The sequence below is a fragment of the Klebsiella sp. X13 genome, from assembly GCF_003323835.1.
GTDB classification, from domain to species: domain Bacteria; phylum Pseudomonadota; class Gammaproteobacteria; order Enterobacterales; family Enterobacteriaceae; genus Klebsiella; species Klebsiella ornithinolytica.
The window spans coordinates 1,333,334-1,359,636 of sequence record NZ_CP030874.1 but is presented as its reverse complement, the minus strand read 5'-3'; the positions used below and the strand labels follow the sequence as shown (position 1 = coordinate 1,359,636).

Annotated in this window: 22 protein-coding genes; 5 read left to right on the top strand and 17 right to left on the bottom strand. The window is 57.8% G+C overall.

Annotated features, from left to right (window positions below):
* Positions 1 to 137: 137 nt before the first annotated feature.
* The 3 genes from ndk to DSD31_RS06620 all read right to left on the bottom strand — a co-directional run bounded on the left by ndk (position 138) and on the right by DSD31_RS06620 (position 8,005).
* Entirely contained in the window at positions 138 to 569 is a 432-nt protein-coding gene (gene ndk / locus DSD31_RS06630) for a nucleoside-diphosphate kinase (RefSeq protein ID WP_004866348.1), read from the bottom strand.
* Positions 570 to 730: 161 nt separating this feature from the next.
* Complete coding sequence (pbpC, locus tag DSD31_RS06625; RefSeq protein WP_113990914.1) at positions 731 to 3,055, bottom strand: peptidoglycan glycosyltransferase PbpC; 2,325 nt, start codon at positions 3,053 to 3,055, stop codon at positions 731 to 733.
* Positions 3,056 to 8,005, bottom strand: a complete 4,950-nt coding sequence (locus tag DSD31_RS06620) for an alpha-2-macroglobulin family protein (RefSeq protein WP_113990913.1) — start codon at positions 8,003 to 8,005, stop codon at positions 3,056 to 3,058.
* A 625-nt stretch (positions 8,006 to 8,630) separates the two neighbouring features.
* On the opposite strand from DSD31_RS06620, the gene DSD31_RS06610 reads away from it, so the two are divergent.
* The 3 genes from DSD31_RS06610 (at position 8,631) to sseA (ending at position 12,029) form a co-directional block, all read left to right on the top strand.
* The gene (locus DSD31_RS06610) at positions 8,631 to 9,839 is read left to right on the top strand and encodes a hypothetical protein (RefSeq protein WP_015583708.1); all 1,209 of its coding nucleotides are present in this window, start codon (positions 8,631 to 8,633) and stop codon (positions 9,837 to 9,839) included.
* A 37-nt stretch (positions 9,840 to 9,876) separates the two neighbouring features.
* Positions 9,877 to 11,061 carry an amidohydrolase gene (locus DSD31_RS06605; protein ID WP_113990912.1) on the top strand — a complete coding sequence of 395 codons (1,185 nt, stop codon included), beginning with the start codon at positions 9,877 to 9,879 and terminating at the stop codon, positions 11,059 to 11,061.
* Between the two features lie 122 nt (positions 11,062 to 11,183).
* Complete coding sequence (gene sseA / locus DSD31_RS06600) at positions 11,184 to 12,029, top strand: 3-mercaptopyruvate sulfurtransferase (RefSeq protein WP_004866360.1); 846 nt, start codon at positions 11,184 to 11,186, stop codon at positions 12,027 to 12,029.
* Positions 12,030 to 12,063: 34 nt separating this feature from the next.
* Here sseA and sseB read toward each other — a convergent pair whose 3' ends face one another.
* The 11 genes from sseB to trmJ form a co-directional block, all read right to left on the bottom strand.
* On the bottom strand, positions 12,064 to 12,840 hold the full coding sequence (gene sseB / locus DSD31_RS06595) for an enhanced serine sensitivity protein SseB (protein ID WP_004866365.1): 777 nt from the start codon (positions 12,838 to 12,840) through the stop codon (positions 12,064 to 12,066).
* 93 nt (positions 12,841 to 12,933) lie between these two features.
* Positions 12,934 to 14,220: an aminopeptidase PepB gene (pepB, locus tag DSD31_RS06590; RefSeq protein WP_004866367.1), complete on the bottom strand. Its 1,287-nt coding sequence runs from the start codon at positions 14,218 to 14,220 to the stop codon at positions 12,934 to 12,936.
* Between the two features lie 197 nt (positions 14,221 to 14,417).
* Complete coding sequence (gene iscX, locus DSD31_RS06585; RefSeq protein WP_004866369.1) at positions 14,418 to 14,618, bottom strand: Fe-S cluster assembly protein IscX; 201 nt, start codon at positions 14,616 to 14,618, stop codon at positions 14,418 to 14,420.
* 1 nt (position 14,619) lies between these two features.
* Positions 14,620 to 14,955 carry an ISC system 2Fe-2S type ferredoxin gene (gene fdx / locus DSD31_RS06580; RefSeq protein WP_004866372.1) on the bottom strand — a complete coding sequence of 112 codons (336 nt, stop codon included), beginning with the start codon at positions 14,953 to 14,955 and terminating at the stop codon, positions 14,620 to 14,622.
* Position 14,956: 1 nt separating this feature from the next.
* Positions 14,957 to 16,807 carry a Fe-S protein assembly chaperone HscA gene (gene hscA / locus DSD31_RS06575; RefSeq protein ID WP_004866374.1) on the bottom strand — a complete coding sequence of 617 codons (1,851 nt, stop codon included), beginning with the start codon at positions 16,805 to 16,807 and terminating at the stop codon, positions 14,957 to 14,959.
* Positions 16,808 to 16,822: 15 nt separating this feature from the next.
* Positions 16,823 to 17,338 carry a co-chaperone HscB gene (gene hscB, locus DSD31_RS06570; RefSeq protein ID WP_004866378.1) on the bottom strand — a complete coding sequence of 172 codons (516 nt, stop codon included), beginning with the start codon at positions 17,336 to 17,338 and terminating at the stop codon, positions 16,823 to 16,825.
* Between the two features lie 193 nt (positions 17,339 to 17,531).
* Positions 17,532 to 17,855, bottom strand: coding sequence for an iron-sulfur cluster assembly protein IscA (gene iscA / locus DSD31_RS06565; RefSeq protein ID WP_004866380.1), 324 nt, complete (start codon positions 17,853 to 17,855; stop codon positions 17,532 to 17,534).
* Between the two features lie 15 nt (positions 17,856 to 17,870).
* Positions 17,871 to 18,257 (bottom strand): Fe-S cluster assembly scaffold IscU, encoded by a 387-nt coding sequence (gene iscU, locus DSD31_RS06560; RefSeq protein WP_004866383.1) that lies wholly within the window; start codon positions 18,255 to 18,257, stop codon positions 17,871 to 17,873.
* Between the two features lie 26 nt (positions 18,258 to 18,283).
* Positions 18,284 to 19,498: a cysteine desulfurase gene (gene iscS, locus DSD31_RS06555; protein ID WP_004866386.1), complete on the bottom strand. Its 1,215-nt coding sequence runs from the start codon at positions 19,496 to 19,498 to the stop codon at positions 18,284 to 18,286.
* A gap of 177 nt (positions 19,499 to 19,675) precedes the next feature.
* Positions 19,676 to 20,167, bottom strand: coding sequence for a Fe-S cluster assembly transcriptional regulator IscR (gene iscR / locus DSD31_RS06550; RefSeq protein ID WP_004866388.1), 492 nt, complete (start codon positions 20,165 to 20,167; stop codon positions 19,676 to 19,678).
* Positions 20,168 to 20,402: 235 nt separating this feature from the next.
* Positions 20,403 to 21,137 carry a tRNA (cytosine(32)/uridine(32)-2'-O)-methyltransferase TrmJ gene (gene trmJ, locus DSD31_RS06545; protein ID WP_015583705.1) on the bottom strand — a complete coding sequence of 245 codons (735 nt, stop codon included), beginning with the start codon at positions 21,135 to 21,137 and terminating at the stop codon, positions 20,403 to 20,405.
* 120 nt (positions 21,138 to 21,257) lie between these two features.
* Between trmJ and suhB the strand changes: the two genes are divergently transcribed.
* Positions 21,258 to 22,061: an inositol-1-monophosphatase gene (suhB, locus tag DSD31_RS06540; protein WP_004866394.1), complete on the top strand. Its 804-nt coding sequence runs from the start codon at positions 21,258 to 21,260 to the stop codon at positions 22,059 to 22,061.
* Positions 22,062 to 22,101: 40 nt separating this feature from the next.
* Here the strand turns inward: suhB and DSD31_RS06535 are convergent, their stop codons facing one another.
* Both DSD31_RS06535 and DSD31_RS06530 read right to left on the bottom strand, forming a co-directional pair.
* Positions 22,102 to 23,082, bottom strand: a complete 981-nt coding sequence (locus tag DSD31_RS06535) for a nickel/cobalt transporter (RefSeq protein WP_004866396.1) — start codon at positions 23,080 to 23,082, stop codon at positions 22,102 to 22,104.
* On the bottom strand, positions 23,073 to 23,711 hold the full coding sequence (locus tag DSD31_RS06530; RefSeq protein ID WP_015583704.1) for a DUF1007 family protein: 639 nt from the start codon (positions 23,709 to 23,711) through the stop codon (positions 23,073 to 23,075). The genes DSD31_RS06535 and DSD31_RS06530 overlap by 10 nt, the downstream gene beginning before the upstream one ends.
* Positions 23,712 to 23,834: 123 nt before the next feature.
* Here DSD31_RS06530 and csiE point away from each other — a divergent pair, with 123 nt between their 5' ends.
* Positions 23,835 to 25,112: a stationary phase inducible protein CsiE gene (csiE, locus tag DSD31_RS06525; protein WP_004866400.1), complete on the top strand. Its 1,278-nt coding sequence runs from the start codon at positions 23,835 to 23,837 to the stop codon at positions 25,110 to 25,112.
* Here csiE and DSD31_RS06520 read toward each other — a convergent pair.
* A complete protein-coding gene (locus DSD31_RS06520) occupies positions 25,109 to 26,242 on the bottom strand; it encodes a 3-phenylpropionate MFS transporter (RefSeq protein WP_004866402.1) in 1,134 nt (377 codons plus the stop codon). The two genes, csiE and DSD31_RS06520, sit on opposite strands and share 4 nt — an antisense overlap.
* Positions 26,243 to 26,303 lie beyond the last annotated feature (61 nt).

The window sequence follows — 26,303 nt, the reverse complement described above, 5'->3', positions numbered from 1 at the left end:
GACGAGGACCAGGATCGCCAAAGTATTTCAGCTCACGGCGAGACGGCACGTTCGCAAATCCCCGGGAACAGAGATAACTATGTGACCCGGGTGCGCGAATGAAGCCAACAAAGCAGTGGCCTGAAAGACGCAGGAGATTAGCGAGTGCGCGGGCAAACCTCGCCTTCGGCGAAGAAGAACGCAATTTCGCGAGCGGCAGATTCAACGGAGTCGGAACCGTGGGTGCCGTTCTCGGTGAAGCTGTCGGCGTAGTCTGCGCGCAGGGTGCCTGCCAGCGCGTTGTCCGGGTTGGTTGCGCCCAGCAGGTCACGGTGACGCTGAACGGCGTTTTCGCCTTCCAGAACGGAGACCACGATCGGGCCGGAAGTCATGAACTCAACCAGACCGTCAAAGAACGGGCGACCTTCGTGCTCAGCGTAGAAACCGCGAGCCTGTTCAACGGTCAGGTGCAGCATTTTGGTGCCGACGATTTTGAACCCTGCAGCTTCAAAGCGAGAAAAGATGCTGCCAATAACGTTTTTTGCCACCGCGTTTGGTTTGATGATGGAAAAAGTACGTTCAATAGCCATGATTACCTCTAATAAAATGTTCTGTTGTTGCGCATACGATCGTATGGCCTGGCGCGCATTATAATGAGCAACACCGGCGCTGCCTATGGATGAAGGTAACATTTTGTTAAAATAAGACGAGTTTTAGCAACACATAAAACAGGGGAATTGGGCATCTGCCGCTATTGCAGGGTAAAATTCGCCGTCGCCATCTGGCCACTCTCGTCCATGACGACCAGTTGATAACGGTCGGGTCGCTCCAGCGGCAGCGTGACGCTGGCGCCAGCGGCAGTCTGGGATTCGCCATTAAGAAACCACCAGCGCCGCCCTTCGCCACCGGTTGTCTGCAACGCCAGCATGACCCGCGCCGTTCCCGGTAAACGTTTAATCACCGCCCCCTCGCGCACGCCTGACAGCACCAGCGGCGCCACATCCGTCGCCTGCGGCGGCGGGCAGTCCGGTGAAACCGCGCCCAGGCGGGCTGCCCGCCGCTCCGCAGGGGGCAGCCAGGACTCCAGCGGCAGCGGCCAGACATCGACGACTTTCCGCACCGCGCCGGGGCAATCCGCCGCCACCCGCCGTCCCTGCTCATCTAACCAGATGGGGAAGCGAATACCGCGCCCCTCTTCCTGGCCCGGCAACAGCAGCGTCGGCGGCTGGCTGTCTTCCAGCAGCCATGTCGCCAGTCGACGTCGACAGTTGCTATCGCCTGATGCCAGGCTCTGCCCGCCGGGCCAGCAGATCGTTGCCGCGCTGACCGTCTGCGGACGCGGATCGGTGGGCAGACCGCCGCGTCCCATGGCCGGTCGCGCCAGCAGCATATTATTGACCTGGTTCAGCAGAGGCACCGCGCTGGCAAAACCAAACTGCCCCACCACCGGGGTGCCGTCCGGCCGTCCGGTCCAGATACCGATCAGGTAGCGGGCATTGACGCCAATGGCCCAGGCATCGCGGTAGCCGTAGCTGGTCCCGGTTTTCCACGCCAGCGGAACCACCTGCACCAACGAAGCGTCCGGCACCGGCTGGGCCTCGCCAGCCAAAATTCGCCGGACTATCCAGGCCGCCCCCGACGACAACAGCGGTCTTTCCACCAGCGGGTCATCCGGCGTCATCCGCAATCGCGCGACCTTGCCATGGCGAGCGAAGGCGCTATATCCGGCCACAATATCTTCCAGTTTTGCTCCCGTCCCGCCGAGGATCAGCGACAGGTTGGGTTCCGCGCCGGCCGGTAATATCAGCGGCAAACCGGCATTGCGTAAGTTGGCGGCGAAGCGCTTCGGCCCATAGGCTTCAAGCACCTGAACCGCCGGAAGATTCAGCGAGCGCACCAGCGCTTCGCTGGCGCTGACCGGCCCATGGAAACCGCTATCAAAATTTCCGGGCCGGTAATCACTAAAGCGGCGCGGCACATCCTGTAATAAAGATGCCGGATGAATAAGCCCGTCATCCAACGCCATACCGTAGACAAACGGTTTTAAGACTGAACCCGGCGAACGAATCGCCGAGACCATATCGATATGCCCGAAGCGACTATCGTCGGAAATATCTGCCGACCCGACCCAGCCCCGCACTTTCATACTGGTATGGTCGACCACCACCATCGCCAGCGAGCTGCGCGGCGGCAGGCGCGATTTCCAGTTGAGCGCCAGATCTTCCAGCTGACGCTGGAGCCCGGCATCCAGCGTCGTCACCACTTTCTCCCGGCGGCTGCTCGCCAGTGCCCGCCGGGAAAAAAGCGGCGCCAGCTGCGGCATCTGTCGTGGAAACAGCCATACCGGTTCTTCAATCGCCTCCTGTACCGCCTTATCGGGCCAGACCCCCTGACTGCGCATCCGCGTCAGTACTTTATCCCGCGCGGCCTGAGCCCGCTGCGGCCAGCGGTCCGGACGTAGGCGGCTCGGCGCCTGCGGCAGCACGGCCAGCAGGGCCGCTTCACCATAGCTGAGCTGCGCGGGGGGTTTACCGAGATAGGCCCAGCTGGCAGCGCCAATTCCCTGCAGCGTCCCGCCAAAGGGGGCGCGGTTAAGATACAGCGTCAGGATCTCGCTTTTTGATAAATGCCACTCCAGCTGCAGCGCGCGCCAGAGCTGGCGCAGCTTGCCGCCGAAGGTTCGGGGATGGGGATCGAGCAGCCTCGCGACCTGCATAGTCAACGTGCTGCCACCGGAGACGACTCGCCCGGCGGTCAGGTCTTGCCAGGCCGCGCGAATAACCGCAAACGGGTTCACCCCCGGATGCCGCCAGAACCAGCGATCTTCATACTGGATCAGCGCCTGCAGATAGCGCGGCGACACATCATCGAGAGCGACCGGATAGCGCCAGACTCCCTGCTTATCCGCAAAGCGCCACAGCGGCGTGCCATCTTCCGCTACCACCACCCGGGCCGGCGCCACCTCATGCAGCGGCAACGGCCACAGACGATCGGCCGCCAGCACCGCCAGCCATAGCATAATGATCAACGCCGCCAGCCAGCGCCAGCGGCGTTTTATCTGTCGCAGCCGCCGCATTTACGGGGTAACAGTCAGCGGGCCGCTGGCCGCGCCGGTCGCCCGCCACTGCGGAATATACATCGACTCTACCTGCGGCTGCGGAACCTGATATGTTCCCGGCGTGACCGCGCGCGCCAGATACACCAGCGTCACCGGCTGCCCTTCGTTAATTGCCACGGCGGCGACAAAGCGATCGTCACGAAACTCGATGTGCTGAATATCCGCCTGCTGCATCTGGTTAAGCAGGTTCTGCACCGCGTCGCCGTTCTCCTGCAGGCTGGCGCTGCTGTTCGCCAGGTTCTGGTTTTCCAGCTCCAGTCCCGCCGGCAGCAGGTCCACCACCAGCGCATCCGGAACATTGCGTTTGGCGGTTACCTCCAGCTTCACCAGCACCAGCTCGCCGCTACGCAGCGAGGTCAGCGACTTCTGCTGACCGCGGGTATCAAAGATTTGACGCTCAATGCCCAGTACGTTCCCCGTGGCCTGCGGCGCAGCGAGCGGGTATCCGCTGCTATCAAGGCGCAACCAGAGCGGACGATCGCCGGTGTTGCTGACCTGCAGGGTCGCCAGCTGTTCAGCGCTCAGATTGCGGGTCTGCGCTTTATCCGCCGCCAGCGGCTGAGCCTGCAATGAGGTTTGCGCCTGCCAGCTGCCGGGTAAGCCCTGTAATGTCCGGCCGGCCAGGAACAGCGCATTGGTCTCCTGGGTTGAAAGCCAGCGCTGACCGTAGGCCTCTTCCGCAAGGGTGCTCAGTAAGGTGTTCTGCGCATCCGGCAGCAGTTGATTCTCCTCCAGCAGGGCCAGCTTCAGCGCATCATCGCGCAGGGCGCTGCCATAATCGCCCAGCCAGCGGTCCGTATCCTGACGCGGCGTACTCATCGCCAGCGTCAACGCCTGCTCAGCGCGCGGCGCATCGCCCATCGCTTTAAGGGCGATCCCCAGCTGCAGCAGAGGCAGGCCAGAACGCGCCTGCTCATGACGACTCCAGATTTCGCGGAGGGCACCAAGGGGGGCTTTTTGCTGACGGGCCAGCACCAGGGCGGCATAGGCCTGAGCGGCGAAACGGCTGGCCGCCGCGTCATCGCTGTAGCGAACGGTCATCAGTCCCGGCTCCTGCAGATAGCGCAGCAGACGCTGGTTACCGTTATTCATCGCCTGAGTCGGTACGCTATAGCCCTGCTCGCCTGCTCTCACAAGGAAATCCATGGCATAGGCGGTCAGCCAGTACTCTTCCGGCCCCTCTTTGTCCCACAGCGCAAATCCGCCATCGTCACGCTGCATATGCAGCAGTCGGGAAATACCGATCTCTACCGCCGCACGGCGCTTTTCATCACTGTCGCCGGCGATGCCCAATGCTTTGAGCTGCGCGGCGTTGGTGTAAAGCGACGGGAACAGACCGCTGGCGGTCTGTTCCAGGCAGCCATAGGGATAGGCTTTCAGGTCGCGAATATAGCGGGCGAGATTCAACGGCGGCTTACCGCTGAACACCAGCTGTCCCTGCAGCGTCGCCGGTGAGAACCCCTGGGTTTGCCCGACTGGCGCCTGCCAGCGTTCCCCCGGTTGCAGCACCACGCCACTATTCACGGTTTGCGCCGGGAAGGCCGGACGTACGCCAATTTTCCACTGTTTCTGCATCGGAGGGAAGGTCTCACCCGGCAGAGCCACGCCGGTAATCGTGGCATTCACCTGACCATCGCCAAAACCATCGCGGGCGCTCACCGGGACAAACAGCGTACTGCGCGCGCCGGGCGCCAGCTGTAGCGGAGGAATGGCCGCGCCATCAAGCTGCAGCAAACCGCTGGCGCTCAGCGCGACGTTCAGCGTTTGCGGTCTGTCGGTGAGGTTACGCAGATCCAGCGCCAGCCGGGTTGCGTCGCCGTTGGCGAGGAAGCGCGGCGTATTCAGCTCGGCAATTAGCGGCGCGGCCACCACCACTTTCTCGTCGCTGCTGCCAAAATCATCGGCGGTCCACGCCTGCGCCATCACCCGCAGCTCGCCGTTGAAATCGCCAATCGGCAGCGTTACCGCGCCTTCGCCACGCTCGTCCAGGATCACCGGCTGCGCCTGCTGGGCAATAATCGTGACGTGGTTAACCGGCGGTTTACCGCCGCGTTTGAGTTCATCGCCGTCACCGCCGAAGCGCAGGCTGGCGAGACGCCCCTGCCCTTCAATCACCTGACCGTAGATATCATAAATATCCGCGCCGTAACGCTTCTGACCAAAGAAAGCCTTCCACGGATCCGGAGTGGCGTAATCGGTGATATTCAGCACGCCGCTGTCCACGGCGGAGAGCAGCACATTGACCTGTTTTGGCACCTCCCCCTGCGCCACGCTGGCTTTGATTTTCACCGTCAGCGGCTGATTCGGGCGTATTTTTTCTGGTGCATCCAGCGCAAGCGTCAGGCGGCGGTTTTCATCGCCCAGCGGCAGGTGCAGCAGACCCACCGCCCGTTTTGGCGTCGCCGAGCGGGATTTATCCCCGGGGCGAATCACCAGGGTGCTGAGGTAGAGATCGTGACGGTTCCAGGTTTTATCGACCGGAATCGACAGCGCCATACCCTCCGCCGGGACGTCAATTTCCTGCCACCACAGCGGCCCTTCGCTGGATTCAACCATCGCATAACCTTTTCCCGCCGCAGGCGCGGCGATATGCAGTTTGATAGTGTCCCCCGGTTTATAGGCCGCTTTGTCCAGCTTCATGGTGACCCGATCCGGACGCGCGGCTCCTGTGCCATCGCTGTTATCCTGCCAGCTGTAGCCCGCCCAGAAGCGCACGCTGCTGATCACGTCATCAGGCCCCTTCACTTCCAGGCGGTAGGATCCCCACTCCACCGGGAAACTCACTTTCGCCGTTTGCCCGGCCTGCAGATCCAGAGACTGTTCGCCTTCCTGCAGATCTTTTTGATCGAACTGCGACTGCCAGCCTTCGCCGTCAGACCAGTTCCAGTAGTAGTCGCGGCGCTCGCGAATCAGCCGTACCTGTAGCCCGGAGACCGCTTTTTTCTCGCCTTTGGCATCGGCGTAGACAATCTCAAACGCCGCGGTGCTGTTTTCTTCTACCACCGGCTGTTTCACCGTACTGTCGGTGCGATAGTCGTAGACCTCTTTGAGGGCAAATTCAGGGCGGATCCCCGGCAGCGTATCGGCCGGCCAGATCGGCTGCTGTACGGTACGGGTAACCGGTCGGCCGCCTGACTCCAGCAGGCTGGCCTGTAAAACCACCTGCAGCGGCGAATGGCTATCCTGCCACTGGCTGGCGGTAGTCACGTCGGCATGGCCTTTTTCATCCAGCGTCGTCTGGACTTCATCCAGGCTGCGGGAGAGGTTTTCTTCGGCAATATCACCAAACTGGAAGCCCGGCAGCGCCGCAACCGCATCGCGCAGCGGACGCAGGAACAGTTTTCCCTGGAGCTGATTGCCGCTGGCCGGGGCGCCATACAGATAGGCGCCGGCAACGTTAAAGCGCACATCGGCATCCATGGCCAGCGGGGTATTTTGCGGCGTCAGATTCAGCGCCATACGCTCAGGCATAAAATCTTCGACGTGGAAATCCCACTCGCGCGGCTGATTGTCGCCGGTGCTGGCGCGGATATGCCACATACCGGTCGCCGCCCCGCTATCAAGCGGCCAGGTAAACTGATACAGACCATTGACCGGTTTGCTGACCAGCGAGCGGATCACCTGACCGTCCGGCTGAACCACGTCGAACTTCACCGGCTGCTCGGCCAGCGGTTTGCCGTCGCCGTCACGGAGCAGCGCGTTGAGGATGACCGTCTCTCCCGGACGATAAAGATCGCGCGGACCAAACATAAAGAACTGCTTGCTGAATCCCGGGGCGCCGGCAATCGAGAACTCGGCCAGATCCAGTGCGGGAAGTTTGAGATCCAGCAGGGTGGTCTGCCCGTCTTTTCGCGCCAGCAACAGCGCCGCTTCTTTATCATCGGTTTGCAGGGTCACGTGCCCCTGGGCGTCGCTTTTCGCCTGGGCGAGAGTTTGCCCTTTCGCATTCAGCAGCTGCACATCGATACCCGATTGCGCCGCACCGTCTTCGAGACTCTGGGTAAAGACATCCAGCCGGTTACGATAACGGTGCGCCGATACGCCGATATCGCTCAACGTAAACAGCGTCGCAGCGTTGCTATAGCTGTAGCGTCCCGCCGGATTCATCACCGCTACGTAAACGCCCGGCTGCTGCAACGGCTTAATATCCGCCAGCGGCAGCAGCAGTTTCTCCCGCGTGTTGCGCGCCGGATTGAGATCGAAACGCCCGGTATAGACCAGATCGGCCATTTTCAACAGCTCGTCAGACTCCCAGTTACTCAATGAGTTACGATATTCCCACTGGCTGACAAAAGCGGACAGCGACTCCGGCTTGATACGGAAAAAGTTGACGTCGACGTTATCGACGTTCAGCGCCATAACCGGCAGCCCGGCAACCACTTTGCCCGGCAGCAGCGAGCCGCGGCTGGCAAAACCGACGCTCGGAGCAATATCGCGGGTGGTAATGGTTTTTTCAAAATGGTTATCAAAGGTCGCCGCGTTCAGCGCACTCAGCGTCGGGTCAACGGAGACAATCAGTTCGCGTTTCGGCTCAAGATGACGTAGCCGCAGCGCTTTCAGGTCAGGAGAGAGTTCCCAGGCACCATCCACCTTGCCGCTTTTTTTATCGACAAGATGCACGCTGCGTGAGAAATCCTGATCGGGATTAAGCGGCACAGAGAAGGTGAGCACCATCGCCGCCGCGCCGTCCAGCTGGATTTCCGAGGCGTCGAGCAGCGTCAGCGCTTTACCTTTGCTTTTTTCCGCCAGCGCCGCCAGCTGCGCGCTATCCGGTTTTGCAGTGCCCGTTTGCGCAGCGGAAGAGCCGGCTGGCGAGACGGCCTGCGGTTTACCGCTGTCATCGCATCCGCTGAGAGAGAGTGCCGTCAACAGTGCCAGCGACAGCGCCGCTAAACGAAATGGTTTCATCCTTTAACCCCTTGGCCTGAACAGCCAGATGCCTGTAGTGAACACATTATTATGCGCTAACGGCGGAATTACCAATTGCTTATGCTATCTGCATCGCACAGGCGGTCTGATGTTCCGATAATACGCTTTCGGCAATATGCTTTATCTGGTACCCGATGAGAATAATAACAACAGTGTATTTGAGTCCGCGGAGGGCGAAAAATTGCCGCCCCGCACGATAAATATAAAATATGTGACCACGCGCATTTAAAAAAAGCAGAAACGGACAATGTGGCAATTTAATTACCGGCTGAGAGTATAATTTTCCTCCTTGATTAATTCCGAAATTAAATGCACTACCGCTTTATAAATTGACAATACGCCAGTTTTCTCTTATCTGAACGCTATACCGCCATATTTCATGCCCTCTGATACTGCTGGTAGTCGTCAATTTTCATCTCCAGACGGAGAAATGACCTCATTGCCGAAGCCCGTTCAATCGCATGATTACCGGTATCTTTCAATATGCCCACGTTGGCTAAAAAAACGGATAGTCGTTCTGACCGCCCGCGCCGCTGATTCAATAACGGCACAACCGTCATTCGTTCCGTATTGATATATTAAATAAGTAATATGGGAATTATTTATGTCACAAATGAACGCGCTGTTAATTATTATTTTCATTCTTTATACAGGCGATGTTATCTCTACCCGCACCAAAGCCTGGATCCCTTCCGTCTTTGTCTGTGCGGTCCTGTTTCTGGGCGGATACTGGACGTTTTTTCCGCCTGATATTATTAGCCGGGCGGGGATCACGGCGCCCGTTGCCATCATGCTGATGTATCTGCTGATTACCAATATGGGTACCCTGCTGTCACTGCAGGAGCTCATGCGCCAGTGGAAAACGGTAATCATCGCGCTTGCCGGTATTGCCGGGATAACGGTAGCCGTCTTCGCGGTGAGCCTGTTGCTATTTGACCGCAACACCGCGCTGGTGACCATCCCGCCGCTGGTCGGTGGGATCGTGTCATCATTAATTATGTCGCAAGGTGCAAGCAACGCCGGGCTGGTCGATCTGTCCGTACTGGCGATTCTGATTTACGTGATGCAGGGATTCGCCGGCTATCCCCTCACCGCCATCATGCTGCAACGCGAAGGAAAATCGTGGCTCAGGCGCTACCGCAGTAACAAACAGCATCATGAAAACGCTGAAGAACAGCCCCTCCTCCCCTGCGGCGAAGAAATAATGCCGCGTTTGTTTAGCCGCCTCCCCGCAAGCTACAACAGTAGCTATTTTAAATTTCTGCGCCTGGCGATGGTCGGCTGTCTGGCCTGGTTTATCTCCGACCTGGCAAAACCCATCGTTAGCATCAGTCCGTTCGTGCTGTGTCTGTTTTTTGGCGTGGTCTTTACTTCCGTAGGGTTTCTCGAAAAACACACGCTACAAAAAGCGAACGGGTTCGGCTTTGCCGTCATGGCATTGATGCTGTTTATCTTTGATACCCTGAACAAAGCAACGCCGGAGATGCTGCTACGCCTGCTTTATCCGATGGCGGTGCTCATCGCCACGGCGGTTATCGGCATGTTTATGGTTTCCTGGCTCGTGGGGAAAGCGCTCGGCGTCAGCGGCGCCATGTCATTCGCCATCTCCCTGACCGCGCTGTACGGCTTCCCGGCGGATTACATCATCACCAACGAAGCCATTAACGCCCTTACCCAGGATGAAAAAGAACGCCAGATGCTGACTCAGCACATGCTGGGGCCAATGCTGGTTGGCGGGTTTATCTCCGTGACGATTGTTTCCGTCATTCTGGCCGGAATACTGGTGGGTTATCTGGCGCCGGTGATCGACTGAACCGTTTCATTTTCTACGAACCTATGGAGTCCGTTTTATGATTAACCCCGTTATTACCGCCATCATCGCCAGAGAAGAGCAGGCAACAATCGACTTTCGCCGCGATCTACACGCCCACCCGGAGCTGCCGTGGGAGGAGCGACGAACGACGGATCGCGTCGTGGCGGAACTGGAGAATATCGGCATCGCCTGTCGCCGTACCGTTCCGACCGGCGTCATTGCAGACATTACTGGCAGTAAACCGGGCAAAACGGTGGCACTGCGCGCCGATATGGATGCGCTGCCGGTGCATGAGCTCAACGATCGGCTCAGCTATAAATCGCTCACCGCCGGGAAAATGCATGCCTGCGGGCATGATTCCCATACCGCAATGCTGCTTACCGCCGCCCGCGCGCTGTATGAGGTTCGCGAGCAGATGGCCGGTAACGTACGGTTAATTTTTCAGCCCGCCGAGGAGATTGCCGAAGGCGCCAAAGCGATGATCGCCCAGGGGGCCCTGGATAATGTCGACAACATTTTTGGCATGCACATCTGGTCCGGCTCGCCTTCCGGCAAAATATCCTGCAACGTGGGGTCGTCATTTGCCTCCGCAGATTTACTCAAAGTCACCTTTCGCGGCCGCGGCGGTCACGGTTCCATGCCAGAGGCCTGCATCGATGCGGCGGTTGTCGCCTCCGCCTTCGTGATGAATTTACAGGCTATCGTGGCGCGTGAAACTTCGCCGCTGGACTCCGCCGTGGTCTCTATCGGTCGCATGGATATCGGCACCCGGTTCAACGTGATTGCCGAAAATGCGCTCCTGGACGGTACAGTACGTTGCTTCAGCATCGAAACCCGTCGGCGCCTGGAGGCCGCAATCACGCGCTATGCGCAGCATACTGCGGCGATGTATGGCGCCAGCGTTGACGTCGACTACTGCTACGGCACGTTACCGGTGATTAACGAAGAACGCAGCGCATTGCTGGCGCAGTCCACGATCCGCGAAGCCTTCGGTGACGACGTGCTATTCAGCGAAAAACCCACGACCGGCGGGGAGGATTTCAGCTTCTATCTGCAAGATATTCCCGGTTGTTTTGCCCTGCTCGGCTCCGGTAATAAAGCGAAAGGGAGCGACTACGCCCACCATCACGGATGCTTCAATATCGATGAGCAAGTGATGAAAACCGGCGCCGGGCTGTACGCTCAGTACGCCTGGCGCTATCTGCATCAAGACCGCTTCTGATCGCTTCTCCCCGGTGTACGCCGGGGACATATCACATTACGGTATGTATTACGTGAAAATGCCTTGTCGGTAAGGGCAAAAACATCAACAATCTACCTATTGTTGATGACACGGAGACAGCCATGTCCACTTCGTTTTTTGTCGCCGCTGACTGGTTAGCGGAACATATTGATGACCCGGAAATTCAGATTATCGATGCGCGAATGGCGCCGCCTGGGCAGGAAGATCGCGATTTGCACGCCGAATATCGCGCGGGTCATATTCCCAACGCCGTATTTTTCGATATTGAAGCGCTTTCCGATCGCACCAGCCCGCTGCCGCATATGATGCCGCGAGCCGAAGCCTTCGCCGTTGCGATGCGCGAGCTGGGGGTCAGCAGCGATAAACATCTGGTGGTTTACGATGAAGGCAATCTCTTCTCAGCCCCGCGCGCCTGGTGGATGCTGCGCACATTTGGCGTCGAAAACGTCTCGATTCTCGCCGGCGGCCTGGCCGGCTGGCAGCGCGATGAATTGCCTCTTGAGCAGGGAGTTCCCGATATTCCGGAAGGCGAATTTGACGGACGCTTCGATCCGGAAGTGATCAAACGGCTGACCGATGTACTGCTGGTTAGCCATGAGGGATCGGCGCAGATCGTCGATGCGCGTCCGGCCGGGCGTTTTAATGGCCTGGTGGATGAGCCTCGTCCAGGACTGCGTCGCGGTCATATTCCCGGCGCGCTCAACGTACCGTGGAGCGATCTGGTGATTAACGGCGAACTGAAAACCGTGGATGAACTGAATGAGATTTTCATTCGCCAGGGCGTGGATTTCGAGCGGCCGATTATTGCCAGCTGCGGCTCCGGCGTCACGGCGGCGGTTGTGGTGCTGGCGCTGACGACGCTGGGCGTCAACGGCGTCTGTCTCTATGACGGCTCGTGGAGCGAATGGGGCGCACGTAGCGACCTGCCGATCGAACCGGCGCAATAAGAGAACAACAGCGGGGGCCGAAGCCCCCGCTGCTTTAGATAATGCGGTTCTGTTTGAAATCGCGCAGGAAACTGCCCCAGCGCTTTTCATAAAATGGCGTGATATGGGCAATCATAAAATGGCTGATCCCCTTTTCACCTTCAACCACCTGACAAAGATCAACCGGCTCATCGCCAGGTAACGTATCGGTCGCCACGCTGCCTGCCGCCTGGATCACCTCTTCGATATCGCCTTCGGCTTCAATCCCGATCAGCAGGTTTGCCGGCGCATCAGCGCTATCTTTAATTGAGCAAAGAAATGCCCGTCTGACGGTCTTCATCGTTTTAAACAGCGTCGTCAGCGAATCAATCATCTGCGCCGGTGGCTCGGCGACTTCAGACAACAGCAAAGACTCGCCGCCTTCAAGCACGGTTTGGGTGCTGAGCGGGCTGCCCTCTTCCCCCAGCAGATGGCGGATCTCATTGGGCATAAACTCTTTACCGGTTGCCAGCTTCGCATTGAGGAACAGCGTTTCGCCGAGCGTCATCGCAAACAGCGTCCGTGCCGGCATCACCACAAACGATTGTTCATCTTCCACCGCCTGCTGCAGCGCTTCCAGAGAAGAGAAAAACGGAATCACCGAAGCGCCATCATCTTTCTCCCAGTGCTGCAGATCGACGGCACTCTCTTCGACAATCGGCTCACCTTCCGCTGCCGCCCCCGGAACCCACACGGTGGATTCCAGCAGCGTACGGAAAAATGCCGGGCGGTGACCTGGCTCGGTCGCCGCCTTTTCCAGCAGAGTTTCTAATTCATTTTTAGTTTCGGACATATTTTCATTACTTTAAATTGCCCGGCGGCGCTGCGCTTGCACGGGCCTACGAATTTCCCCGGCCGGATAAGCGCAGCGCCACCGGCAAGAGCATTACTCTGCGGTTAACAGATGAGCAATCGTGCGCACGCCGAGGCCGGTGGCGCCGGCAGACCACTGCTCAACCGCCGCTTTGCGATAGGTCGCCGAGCAGTCGATGTGCAGCCAGCCCTGGTGATAATTTTCAACGAAATGCGACAGGAAACCGGCTGCAGTGCTGGCGCCAGCCGGATAGGCCGCGCTGCCGGTGTTGTTCAGCTCGGCGAAGTTAGACGGCAGCTGGCCGCGGTGGAACTCGGCCAGCGGCAGGCGCCAGAAGGCTTCGTTTTCCGCCTGCGCACTCGCCAACAGACGGTTAGCCAGCGAGTCATCAAAGCTGAACAGCGCGTGATAGTCATTACCGAGCGCGGTTTTCGCCGCCCCGGTCAGGGTCGCGGCATCGATGATCAGCTCAGGTTTCTGCGTCGAGGCATCAATCAGACCATCCGCCAGCACCAGACGACCTTCAGCGTCGGTGTTCATGATTTCCACAGTCTTGCCATTGCGATAGCGAATGATGTCGCCGAGTTTAAAGGCATTACCGCTGATCAGGTTGTCCGCACAGCACAGATACAGCTTCACGCGTTTGTTCAGGCCGCGGGTAATCGCGAACGCCAGCGCGCCGGTAACCGTTGCCGCGCCGCCCATATCGGACTTCATCGAATCCATAAACGCGCTTTGTTTGATGCTGTAGCCGCCGGAATCGAAGGTGATACCTTTCCCGACCAGGCAAGCGTACACCGGGGCCTCTTTATTGCCGGTTGGGTTGTAATCCAGCGCCAGCAGTACCGGCGGACGCTCGGAGCCGCGGCCAACGGTATGCAGGCCAAGATAGCCTTGCTCACGCAGGTCTTCACCTTTCGTGATGCGGTATGTCACGTTGTCGCAGGCGACGCTGCACAGCAGATCGACCGCGCGCTGAGCCAGCTGTTCCGGGCCAAGCTCTTCCGCCGGCGCGTTAATGGTATCCCGCACCCAGTCAATAATCGTCAGCCGATTGTCCAGCTCGCTTTTCTGCGCGTCGTCCAGCGCCGGCCATTCCACCTTGCGGCTGCCTTTCGGCCCTTTGTAACCGGCCCAGAATGCCCACGCGCGGTCGGTATCCCAGCCTTCGCCGCTCAGCGCGACATGTTTGATCCCCATCCCGTCGACTTTACGCGCCGCGCGCTGAATCAAACCGAGGTCGTCTTTACCGTTCAGATGCAGGGTGATGCCGTCATTATTAATGCTGTAAGCCGCTTTTTCTCCCCAGCGCGCGTCGGCGGGTTGGGTCGTCAGCGTAATCTTCATGGCTTCGGTCATTTTATCTTTATCCTTATTTGGCAAAGGAGCCGCATTTGGCAAAAGGGCCGCCAAAAGGCAGCCCATATTATTTTTCCGATGTTTCACGCTGCAGGAGAAGGCGGTCAGCCGCTCATTCACCGGGCCCACAGATTACTGTGCGGCGGGAGTGAGCAAACACGACCCACGCATCTGCAGCGTGAAACATGTTGCGGAAATTATTCTGCTTCATCTAACCAGACTAGCAGAATCGCCTCCAGAATTTTTTCATTGGATGCGGTCGGATTGTCATCAAAATCTTCCAGCTCGCAAATCCACTGATGCATATCGGTGAAGCGAACGGTTTTCGGGTCGAGATCCGGGAAGGCGTCATACAGCGCTTCGCCAATTTCACGACTATCGGTCCATTTCAGTCCCATATTAATGCTCGCGTGCGTGGTTGATAGTATAACGCGGGATCTCGACGACCAGATCATCGTGGGTCACGCGCGCCTGGCAGCTCAGACGGCTGTCGGGCTCCAGCCCCCAGGCCTTATCCAGCATATCATCTTCATCTTCGGTACTTTCGGCCAGCGAGTCAAAACCTTCACGCACGATGCAGTGGCAGGTGGTGCAGGCACAGGATTTTTCGCAAGCGTGTTCAATCTCAATGCCGCTACGCAGAGCAGCATCCAGAATGGTCTCACCGATCTCAGCTTCCACAACTACGCCATCCGGGCACAGGTCCTGATGGGGCAGAAAAACAATCTTTGGCATATTAAACCTCGTCCACGGATTGGCCTTTCAGCGCAGTACGGACCGACTGGTCCATGCGGCGTGCGGCAAATTCCTGGGTTTGTGTGTCTGTATTTTTAATCGCATCTTTAATAGCGTCGGCGTCATCGCCTGCGGCAACCGCACGCAGCTGCGCCGTTGCTTCATCGATAGCCTGACGTTCTGCGGCGCTTAGCAGCGCGGCATCGGCGGCCAGCGCACTTTCCAGGCTCTCAAGAACGCGTGCGGCTTCCACTTTTTGCTCGGCCAGCATACGCGCCTTGATATCCTGTTCGGCGTGACTCATCGAATCTTTAATCATGGTGGCGATTTCGCTGTCGGTCAGACCGTAGGAGGGCTTGACCTGAATGGAGGCTTCGACGCCGGTCGATTTCTCCATCGCGGTCACGCTCAGCAGGCCATCGGCGTCCACCTGGAAGGTGACGCGAATGTGCGCCCCGCCCGCCGGTAACGCCGGAATACCACGCAGCGCAAAACGCGCCAGCGAACGGCAGTCCTGCACCAGTTCGCGCTCGCCCTGCATAACGTGGATAGACATTGCCGTCTGACCATCTTTAAAGGTGGTGAACTCCTGCGCACGCGCCACCGGAATCGTGGTGTTGCGCGGAATCACTTTCTCCACCAGGCCACCCATCGTCTCCAGCCCTAAAGAGAGCGGAATAACGTCGAGCAACAGGAGTTCGCTGTCCGGTTTGTTGCCCACCAGGATATCGGCCTGAATCGCGGCGCCAATGGCCACCACTTTGTCCGGATCGATAGTGGTCAGCGGAGTGCGGCCAAAGAATTCACCGACGCGCTCACGCACCAGCGGCACGCGGGTTGAACCGCCAACCATGACCACTTCCAGCACCTCTTCCGCCGCCACGCCCGCATCTTTAAGCGCGCGACGGCAGGCTAACAGCGTACGTTTCACCAGCGGCGCAATCAGCTCGTTAAACTGCTCACGGGTAATATCGCCTTGCCAGCCGCCGACGTTGACGCTGACCGAATCGGCATCGCTGAGGGCGATTTTCGCCGCGATGGCCGCATCCAGAAGTTCGCGCTGCAGGCGATTGTCGCTACGATCGCTCAGCCCGGCCAGTTCACGGAGATAATCCGCCAGCAGATGGTCAAAGTCATCGCCGCCCAGCGCGGAATCCCCGCCGGTGGCCAGCACTTCAAATACGCCGCGGCTTAAGCGCAGCACCGAAATATCAAAGGTGCCGCCGCCGAGATCGTAAACCGCGATCACGCCTTCCTGACCGGAGTCCAGGCCGTAGGCAATGGCCGCGGCGGTCGGTTCGTTCAACAGGCGCAATACGTGCAGACCGGCCAGACGCGCGGCGTCTTTGGTGCCCTGACGCTGAGCATCGTCAAAATAGGCCGGGACGGTAATCACCACGCCATCGAGTTCTCCGGACAGGGCTTCCGTTGCCCGGGCGGCCAGCGCCTTCAGGATGTCGGCGGAGACGCGAACCGGGTTGAGCAGACCGCCGGCGGTCTGAATCATCGGCAGACCATTTTCGCTGGCCTGCAGTTGGTAAGGCAGATGGGGGTAACGCGTCTGGATATCGGCCAGCGAGCGTCCCATCATCCGTTTCACGGAGCTGATGGTGTTAACCGGGTCGAGGGCCGCATTGTGTCGGGCGTCGTAGCCGACGCTCAGGCCAGATTCATGGTAGTTAACCACGGAAGGCAGCAGGTAGCGTCCCTGATGGTCGGGCAGAGTTTCGGCCTGACCGCTACGCACGGTAGCGACCAGAGAATTGGTGGTGCCCAGGTCAATACCCGCCGCCAGACGACGCTGGTGCGGCGCGGCACTCAGACCAGGCTCACTAATTTGTAATAAGGCCATAATTGCTTCCGAAAATTAAAAATCGAGCAGCTTTTCTTCGAGTTGTTCTGCAACGCTCTGAAGTTTATCGAGAAAACGCAGTTTACGCACGGTATCCGCCGCCGCGTCCCACGTCTCGCTATTTAATTGTTCGACAACCTGCTGATGACGAACGTCGTACATCCCCTTCACGCGTTTGATAAATGCCGCCAGTCGTTCTTCATCCTGCGATTTTTCAATCTCATCCAGCTCTTCACGCAGCTCCAGCTGTTCCATCAGAAAAGCGGTATCGCGCACGGTGTGCTGCTCGCAGGCCAGGTCATAGCCGTGGAGTGAAAGGAGATATTCGGCGCGGGTCAGCGGATGACGGAGCGTTTGCCACGCCTGATTGATCGTGGCGGATTGCTGCACGGAGGCGAGCTGTTCGGCCGCGCTCGCGCTGGCGAACTTATCGGGATGATACTGGCGCTGCAAATCCTGGTACCGGACAGCCAGCTGTTCTTGCGAAAGGGTATAACTGACCGGTAACCCGAAGAGGGTGAAATAGTCCATAGTAACCTCAGGGTTAACGAGATAAAGCAAACCCCACTCACGATTCACCGCGGTGGGGTCCTCTACCCGTGCACATCGGGCCGCCTCTGCGTGGGCTGTAGTCGCTTACCCGCAGGACCGACTGCTGTCAGCCCCCGGGATTCACGCATTTACCGCCCTGATGCGGCCTGAAATACGTCGGATAGTGTCGGGATTATACGTTAAAGCTTTCGCCGCAACCGCACTCATCTTTAACATTCGGGTTTGTGAATTTAAACCCTTCGTTCAGGCCTTCTTTGACGAAGTCCAGCTGAGTGCCGTCGAGGAACTGCAGGCTTTTGCCGTCGATCACTACCTTGACGCCTTTATCTTCAAACACGGTGTCTTCTGCCGCCGGCTCGTCAACAAATTCCAGCACGTAGGCCATACCTGAGCAGCCCGAAGTGCGGACACCTAAGCGCAGACCGAAGCCTTTGCCACGGTTGGCCAGGAAGGAATTAACTCGCGACGCTGCGCTGTCGCTAAGAGTAATCGACATACAATAACCTCTTAATTATTTCGCTTCACGTTTGCTTTTATAATCCGCAATCGCGGCTTTAATCGCGTCTTCCGCCAGGATGGAGCAGTGAATTTTCACCGGCGGCAGTTCCAGCTCATCGGCGATATCGGTGTTCTTGATAGCCTGAGCTTCGTCCAGAGATTTCCCTTTCACCCATTCGGTAACCAGGGAGCTGGAGGCGATAGCAGAACCGCAACCATAGGTCTTGAAGCGCGCGTCTTCAATGATACCTTCATTGTTGACTTTAATCTGCAACTTCATCACGTCGCCGCACGCTGGTGCGCCAACCATGCCGCTGCCGACGCTGTCGTCGCTGTTGTCAAAAGAGCCGACGTTGCGCGGATTCTCGTAATGATCGATAACTTTTTCGCTGTATGCCATGATGAATTCTCCTTATACCCTACCGATTAATGATGTGACCATTCGATGCTGTTCAGATCCACGCCCTGTTTGAACATATCCCACAGCGGAGAAAGATCGCGCAGACGGCCGATGGATTTACGAACCAGATCAATGGTGTAGTCAATCTCTTCTTCGGTAGTGAATCGACCTAAAGAGAAACGGATAGAACTGTGTGCCAGTTCGTCAGTCATGCCCAGTGCACGAAGCACATAGGACGGCTCAAGGCTTGCGGAGGTGCAAGCAGAACCGGAGGAAACGGCCAGGTCTTTCAGCGCCATAATCAGCGACTCGCCTTCAACATAGTTGAAGCTGACGTTGAGAATGTTCGGCGCGCCCTGCTCGAGGTCGCCGTTAAGGTAAACCTCTTCCATATCTTTTACGCCGTCCCACAGACGGTTACGCAGACCGCGCAGACGCGCCATCTCGGTTTCCATCTCTTCTTTCGCGATACGGTAAGCTTCACCCATACCGACGATCTGGTGGACTGGCAGAGTACCGGAACGCATGCCGCGCTCGTGACCGCCGCCGTGCATCTGCGCTTCAATGCGGATACGCGGTTTGCGACGAACGTACAGTGCGCCAATACCTTTAGGACCATAAATTTTGTGACCGGAGAAGGACATCAGGTCAACTTTCAGCTGGCTCAGATCGATAGGCAGTTTGCCCACGCTCTGGGTGGCGTCAACGTGGTAAATGATGCCACGCGCGCGGCACAGTTCGCCGATGGTGGCGATATCCTGCACCACGCCGATTTCGTTGTTCACGTGCATGATGGAGACCAGGATGGTGTCGTCACGCATCGCGGCTTCCAGCTCTTTCAGATCGATAATCCCGTTGCTCTGCGGCGCCAGGTAGGTAACGTCGAAACCTTCACGCTCCAGCTGGCGACAGGTATCCAGAACCGCTTTATGCTCGGTTTTGCTGGTGATAATGTGCTTGCCTTTTTTCTGATAAAAGTTGGCTGCACCTTTAATCGCCAGGTTGTCTGATTCCGTTGCACCGGAGGTAAAGACGATTTCACGCGGATCGGCACCGACCAGTTCAGCAATCTGATTACGGGCGATATCAACCGCCTCTTCAGCCTGCCAACCGAAACGGTGTGAACGAGAGGCCGGGTTACCAAAGGTCCCGTCCAGGGTCAGGAACTGCATCATTTTCTCGGCAACACGCGGGTCCACCGGCGTTGTTGCGGAGTAATCGAGGTAAATCGGTAATTTCATTGCTCTTTAACTCCGTACATCACTCAATGCAAGGAACCAGGCAACCGGCTTGATGTACGACCGGGGACACGGGATGTCGCAACATCCCGGCCTGATTCTGAAATCTCTTTTTTATCGTTTTTACTCTGACTATTTCAGCCTGCCGCAGCGGTGCCGCAAGCTGAAACAAGACGAGTATTATGCACGCAGCTTGACGTCAATGGCGTCCTGAGTGCGGGTATTGCGCTGGGATTCATGGCTATGCTGACGACCTGAAACATCGAGGATTTCCTGGTTATTCACCAGTTCACCCAGGGTGATGTTGTTCAGGAAGCCGGTCAGACGTTCGCTCAGGTCGCGCCACAGCGCGTGGGTCAGGCATTTATCGCCGCCCTGGCAGCCGCCTTTACCCTGACAGCGGGTCGCGTCAACCGATTCGTCTACTGCGCTGATCACTTCGCCTACGGCGATGCTGCCAGCTTCTTTACCTAACAAATAACCGCCGCCTGGACCACGTACGCTGGATACCAGACCATTTTTACGCAGGCGGGAAAACAGCTGTTCCAGATAGGACAGCGAGATTCCCTGACGTTCAGAAATATCAGCCAACGGAACCGGGCCCGATTCAGAGTTGAGCGCAACGTCCAGCATCGCGGTCACAGCATAACGCCCTTTAGATGTCAGTCTCATGTCTTACTTAACCTCAAACTCGCCCCTGCCCGGGCTTTTTATTAATATGGGTATTGCATAGCAGGGCCAAGTCTGACATTCCCGAGTAATTTGGTCAACTATTTACTTGACTGTTTTAGTCAGGTATTTAACCATCCGTGCGGTCTGTATTTGCCCGGCGGCGCTACGCTTGTGCAGGCCTGTGACGATGCAGGCCGCGTAAGGCGGAGCCGCTCCCGTCAAGGGATGCAGGCGCTTACTTCTCTTTCTTTAACTGATCGATAGAGGCCAGCATACCGCGCAGGATATTCAGCTCCTGGCTTTCCGGGCGGGCGCGGGTGAACAGACGACGCAGTTTGTTCATCACCTGCCCTGGATGGCTGGCGCGAATAAAACCGGTGGCGAGCAGGGTTTGCTCGAGGTGGCCATAGAAACGTTCTAAATCGTCAACCAGCGGATACGGCGTCTCTTCGTGCGCCGCTGCCGGTTCGTCCTGTTCCTGGGTGGCCAGCCAGGCCATGCGGACTTCGTAGGCGATAACCTGCACCGCCATTGCCAGGTTCAACGAACTGTATTCCGGGTTTGCGGCAATCGCGACGTGATAATGACATTTCTGCAGTTCATCGTTGGTCAGCCCAACGCGTTCGCGGCCAAAGACCAGCGCGACCGGTGCATGCTGCCCTTCCGCCACGCTCTTCAAACCGCACTCGCGCGGGTCAAGCATCGGCCACGGCAGAGTGCGTGAACGGGCACTGGTCCCCACCACCAGGCTGCAGCCGGCCAGGGCTTCATCCAGGGTATCAACGATCTGCGCATTGCCAATCACGTCACTGGCGCCAGCGGCCAGCGCGATAGCCTGAGAATCAGGTTTAACCAGCGGATTAACCAGCCACAGGTTGGTTAACCCCATGGTTTTCATTGCCCGGGCGACGGAACCCATGTTTCCAGTATGTGATGTTTCTACCAGTACAATTCGAATATTTTGTAGCATTATGGTTCTTCGGCTAAAGATTATTCACGCATGCTATCATAAAACGGAGACATAGGCAGATTTCACTGTTACTATGTGCGCCGTTTTTTCCCGTTCTTTAACATCCAGTGAGAGAGACCGATGCATCCGATGCTGAACATCGCCGTGCGCGCAGCGCGCAAGGCGGGTAATTTAATTGCCAAGCACTACGAAACCCCAGACTCCGTAGAAACGAGCCAGAAAGGCAGCAATGATTTTGTGACCAACGTCGATAAAGCAGCCGAAGCGCTGATTATTGAAACCATTCGCAAATCTTACCCGCAGCACACCATTATCACCGAAGAAAGCGGTGAACACGCAGGTGAAGATCAGGATGTTCAATGGGTTATCGATCCACTGGATGGCACCACCAACTTCGTCAAACGTCTGCCACACTTCTCCGTTTCCATCGCCGTACGCATCAAAGGCCGTACAGAAGTCGCGGTGGTTTACGATCCAATGCGTAACGAACTGTTCACGGCTACCCGTGGTCAGGGCGCACAGCTGAACGGCTACCGTCTGCGCGGCAGCAACGCTCGCGACCTGGATGGCACGATTCTGGCGACCGGCTTCCCGTTCAAAGCAAAACAGCACGCGACGGCGTACATGAATATTCTCGGTAAGCTGTTTACCGAGTGTGCTGATTTCCGCCGCACCGGTTCTGCTGCTCTGGATCTGGCTTACGTGGCCGCAGGCCGCGTTGACGGTTATTTTGAAATCGCGCTGAAACCCTGGGATTTTGCGGCAGGTGAGCTGATCGCTCGTGAAGCAGGCGCGCTGGTTTGCGATTTCACCGGCGGCCACAACTACATGCACACCGGCAACATCGTTGCCGGTAACCCGCGTGTCGTTAAAGCTATGCTGGCGAATATGCGTGACGAACTGAGTGAAGCGCTGAAGCGCTAATCATTCTCCCCTCACCCCGTTCGCGGGGTGAGGGGATTCTTCAAAACGGTCGTAACCCCCCGCCAACAGGCGCCGCACTGCTCCACATCACCAGCGCCGCAACCAGTAAAATCACCCCGCCCGCCAATGCCAGCGTCGCCCAACCAACGTGTTGCCACAGCGGTGGCGTCTTATTGCCGCTGAGCTTAACGGCCAGCTGGCGGAAACCATGAACCAGCAGCGCCAGCCCGCTGATGGTCAACGAAGTGCCTGCCGCCATCGCCAGCGCCGCCGCCATTCCCCAGTTAAACACGCCAATCACTTTACTAAACAGCAGGACCATAATCGCCCCGGAACAGGGCCGCATCCCCATCGAAAGGATAATGACCAGCCGCGCGCGCCAGTCATCGCCGCTTTGGAGCTGTTCCGGCGCGGGCATATGCTGATGTCCGCATCCGCACTGAGCATGATGAACGTGGTGCGGCGTAAAGGCGATAAACGTCGGTCGTCGCAATACCGCGCGCAGCTTTTTCACCGCCCGCCAGCACAACAGCAGGCCCAGCGCCCCCACCAGCAGATAGCTGCCTTTCTCCAGCCAGAAGCTGCTGAGATGCAGCTGTCTGGCCGGCAGTTGCAGGAGAGTTAATACCACCACGACCAGCGCAATCGCCACAACGCCCTGCAGGAGCGAGGCCGCCAGGGTCAGCATAATACTGGATTTAAGTTTTGCCGGATGCGTGGCCAGCCAGGTGGTAATCACGATCTTGCCATGACCAGGCCCCAGGGCGTGCAGCACACCGTAGATAAAACTGAACGCCAGCAGCGATAATCCCGCCGCTGAGGGATTGTCCGCAACCGCTTTCAGCAGACGGCTGAGCTCAAGATTCAACGCCCGCTGCCAGACGGCGCTTTGCAGCAAGACCTGCGGCCAGGCCTGCCACAGCCAGATCCCCGCCGCTGTCGCCAGCAGCAAAAAAAGCGCCAGCGGCCACATCTGGCGCAGACGCGAAGTGCGTGCGGTGTGAGAGAAAATTACGGACATGTCAGCGTCACCTTCTGGGCAAAGTAGGTTCCCAGCGCCATATCTTCCGGCGGCGCGTCGGCTTTATCGAGAGACTGGGCAAAAGCCGCCATTTTTTCATTCGGTTCCGGCGTGACCACCTTGACCTTACATGTCGTGCGTAACGCGGCGGGCAAGGTGACATCGCTCGCTTTGTCATAGTGCATATCAACATAATAGGTCGGATCGAATGTCGACAATGTTAGCGTCTGTCCGGCCAGCGGCTGAGGTTTTGCCAGCGGCAGCGTAAACGTCAGCACCGCCTGGTGACCATCGCGTTCGAGGCCATAGCCATCAGGTCGATTATCAAACTTCACCCGCTGGCCGTTGTGCCATAGCTCGCTGAAGTAATGCTGGCCGAGCACATTGGCCATCACCTCTGCCGCCAGTTTTTTCCACACCTCATCCCCTGGCTTTGCGTTCCCCGCATCGTAGAGCAAGTCTGCCGAAGTGATTTCATCCATCGTCCAGCGCATGTTAAAACCGGTGAGCAGCCCGTTGTCCGCCACGACTTCCGTTTTCAGGCTAATGAAGCTATGCGGGTGCGCTAGCACACTAAATGATAAAACCATGAAAAATGCCGCACTGGTGCATTGTTTCACTCTCTTCATCCGATCCTCACGTGAAAAATTCTGTGAACTTAGCCAGCAATCCTGACGTAAAGGCGCCGAACTGCCCTGATCTCCATTCATCATTAGCTATTCTTAGCAAAAACCCTAACTGGAACTCACCAGATGATGACTGTCATTGAACCACCATCTGCGCTTTCCAGTCCACAGCGCCGTAGTCAGGTACTGCTGATGTTTTATCTGCCCGGGCAGCCAGTGACGCCAGAACAGCTTAGCCACATCAACCAGGTTGATGAGTCAACGGCCCGGCAGGATATCGCAGAGACCGCACGCGAAATTCAGCGTTACCACCGACTGACACTTTCGTCACAGGTGGACGGCAGCTACCGGATTGAAGGTGCTGTCATCGATCAACGACTGTGTCTGCTGCACGGCCTGCGGCGGGCATTACGTTTATGTCCGCATTTTATTGCCCACCATTTTACGCCGGCATTAAAAACGCAGCTTAAACTACAGGGCATTGCGCGGACGCTGTATGACGACACCAACCTGCAGGCGCTGGTCAACCGCTGCTCGCGGATGCTCAACCGGCAGTTTGACTGTCGCGATGTTCATTTCCTGCGTCTGTATCTGCAATATTGCCTGCTGCAGCATCATCTTGGACTGACCCCGGATTTTACCCATGAGCAGCAGCGCTGGACGCAACAAGCGGCGGAGTTCGCTCTCGCCCAGGAGATCGTTCGCCACTGGCAACGCCGGGTCGCCAGCACGCCGCACGCGGGCGAACAGCTGTTCCTGACGCTGCTCTTTATGTTGTTGAAAACGCCCGATCCCATCCGCGACGGCCATCACCAGGACCGGCGGTTACACCTGGCAATCGATCGCTTAATTCATCGCTTCCAGGATCTGGCGGGTCGGCCGTTCAGCGATGACCAGGGACTGAGCGATCAGCTTTATATTCATCTGTCGCAGGCGCTCAATCGCAGCGTGTTCGCCATCGGTATTGATAACGCCCTGCCGGAAGAGATTAGTCGTCTCTACCCGCGGCTGATGCGCACGACCCAGGCCGCGCTACGCGAGTTTGAAGCGACCTACGAGATTACGTTTAATCAGGAAGAGGTGGGGCTGATTGCGGTGATTTTCGGCGCATGGCTGATGCAAAAAAGCGACCTGCATGAAAAGCAGGTCGTGCTGCTTACCCACGATAATCCCGTTCTTGAACAGGCGCTGGAACTCCAGCTGCGCGAACTGACGCTGCTGCCGCTGAATATCAAATATCAAAGCGTGCAGGCTTTTGAGAAGGAAGGCGCCCCCAAAGGCGTAGCGCTGGTCGTCACACCGTACGCCACCGCATTACCGCTGTTCTCACCGCCGCTGTTTCACACTGAAGAGATGTTCAGCGATCACCAGCGGCAGCATATTTGCAAAATGCTGGAGGATTAGGCAACCGCCTTCGGCCGCAGCACCAGCGCCGGGAGGGCCACCAGCGCCATCACCCAGAATACGCCCTGATGCAGGTGCTGATAGAGGAAGCCGGCGAAAACCGTCATCACCGCAATACTGCCGCCCATCGCCACGGCAGAATAGACCGCCTGCAAGCGTATCACTTCGCTGCCCTGGCGCGCGGAGATATAGCGCATCGCCGCCAGGTGGCACACCGTAAAGGTGCCGCAGTGCAAAATCTGGGTGACGATAAGCCACGGAAGAGCCGTGGTTGCGCCCATCAGCGTCCAGCGAATCAGACCGCACACGGCCGAAAGCAACAGCAGCTCCCGGGCGCTGAAGCGACTAAATACTTTTTTACTCAGTGCAAAGATAACCACTTCCGCCACCACGCCCAATGACCATAAATAGCCCACGGCAGAGGCAGAGTAACCGGCTTCCTGCCAGTAAATCGCGCTGAAGCCGTAGTAGGCGGCGTGCGCGCCCTGGAGCAGACAGACGCAGGCGAGAAAGCGCCAGCTTTGCCGTATCAGCGACAGCCAGGCCGCCACTCCCGCCCCTTCCTGATGACGAGACTCCCCTTGCGGCATCACCGAGGGTTTCAGCAGCATCCCCAGCAGCATAGAGGCAACGCCGAGGCTGAGCAGCAGCAGAATCGCCCGATAGTCAAACAGGCTGACCAGTTTACCGGTAAGCGCCGAGCCGATAACAAACGCCACTGACCCCCACAGACGCACGCGCCCGTAGTCCATGGTTATCTGTTTTTGCCAGGTGTTGGCCAGCGCATCGGTCAACGGCACCAGCGGAGAGAAAAAGAGGTTGAACCCCACGATCACCACCGCCAGCCAGGCAACGTGGTTTCCGGCCCAAAAGGCCAGGGCAAACAACAGCACCAGTAGCGCGAGGATACGCAGAGCGGAAATCAGCCGCGCGGGATCGCTGACCCGCGGCGCGATGAGCAGGCTCCCCAGGAAACGAGCCACCAGCCCCGCGCCCAACAGCATACCGATGGTTTCCGGCGTTAAACCGGTTCCCGCCAGCCAGACGCTCCAGAATGGCAGAAAAATGCCGTAGCTGAAAAAATAGGTGAAGTAACTAAGCGCCAACCAGCGCGTGGAGTGCAAGACCATGATTCCCTCCCGAATGGAGTCGATAGTCTGGCGATAAAGCATGAATGCCGCAAGGTGAAGT

Bases quoted from the DNA above. Each gene is read 5' to 3' on its own strand.
- DSD31_RS06530 (WP_015583704.1), bottom strand. From the start codon at position 23,711: ATGAAGAGAGTGAAACAATGCACCAGTGCGGCATTTTTCATGGTTTTA.
- iscX (WP_004866369.1), bottom strand. From the start codon at position 14,618: ATGGGACTGAAATGGACCGATAGTCGTGAAATTGGCGAAGCGCTGTAT.
- pepB (WP_004866367.1), bottom strand. From the start codon at position 14,220: ATGACCGAAGCCATGAAGATTACGCTGACGACCCAACCCGCCGACGCG.
- csiE (WP_004866400.1), top strand. From the start codon at position 23,835: ATGATGACTGTCATTGAACCACCATCTGCGCTTTCCAGTCCACAGCGC.
- DSD31_RS06520 (WP_004866402.1), bottom strand. From the start codon at position 26,242: ATGGTCTTGCACTCCACGCGCTGGTTGGCGCTTAGTTACTTCACCTAT.
- DSD31_RS06610 (WP_015583708.1), top strand. From the start codon at position 8,631: ATGTCACAAATGAACGCGCTGTTAATTATTATTTTCATTCTTTATACA.
- DSD31_RS06605 (WP_113990912.1), top strand. From the start codon at position 9,877: ATGATTAACCCCGTTATTACCGCCATCATCGCCAGAGAAGAGCAGGCA.
- suhB (WP_004866394.1), top strand. From the start codon at position 21,258: ATGCATCCGATGCTGAACATCGCCGTGCGCGCAGCGCGCAAGGCGGGT.
- DSD31_RS06535 (WP_004866396.1), bottom strand. From the start codon at position 23,082: ATGTCCGTAATTTTCTCTCACACCGCACGCACTTCGCGTCTGCGCCAG.
- trmJ (WP_015583705.1), bottom strand. From the start codon at position 21,137: ATGCTACAAAATATTCGAATTGTACTGGTAGAAACATCACATACTGGA.
- pbpC (WP_113990914.1), bottom strand. From the start codon at position 3,055: ATGCGGCGGCTGCGACAGATAAAACGCCGCTGGCGCTGGCTGGCGGCG.
- iscS (WP_004866386.1), bottom strand. From the start codon at position 19,498: ATGAAATTACCGATTTACCTCGATTACTCCGCAACAACGCCGGTGGAC.
- iscR (WP_004866388.1), bottom strand. From the start codon at position 20,167: ATGAGACTGACATCTAAAGGGCGTTATGCTGTGACCGCGATGCTGGAC.
- ndk (WP_004866348.1), bottom strand. From the start codon at position 569: ATGGCTATTGAACGTACTTTTTCCATCATCAAACCAAACGCGGTGGCA.
- sseA (WP_004866360.1), top strand. From the start codon at position 11,184: ATGTCCACTTCGTTTTTTGTCGCCGCTGACTGGTTAGCGGAACATATT.
- DSD31_RS06620 (WP_113990913.1), bottom strand. From the start codon at position 8,005: ATGAAACCATTTCGTTTAGCGGCGCTGTCGCTGGCACTGTTGACGGCA.
- sseB (WP_004866365.1), bottom strand. From the start codon at position 12,840: ATGTCCGAAACTAAAAATGAATTAGAAACTCTGCTGGAAAAGGCGGCG.
- iscU (WP_004866383.1), bottom strand. From the start codon at position 18,257: ATGGCATACAGCGAAAAAGTTATCGATCATTACGAGAATCCGCGCAAC.
- hscA (WP_004866374.1), bottom strand. From the start codon at position 16,807: ATGGCCTTATTACAAATTAGTGAGCCTGGTCTGAGTGCCGCGCCGCAC.
- fdx (WP_004866372.1), bottom strand. From the start codon at position 14,955: ATGCCAAAGATTGTTTTTCTGCCCCATCAGGACCTGTGCCCGGATGGC.
- hscB (WP_004866378.1), bottom strand. From the start codon at position 17,338: ATGGACTATTTCACCCTCTTCGGGTTACCGGTCAGTTATACCCTTTCG.
- iscA (WP_004866380.1), bottom strand. From the start codon at position 17,855: ATGTCGATTACTCTTAGCGACAGCGCAGCGTCGCGAGTTAATTCCTTC.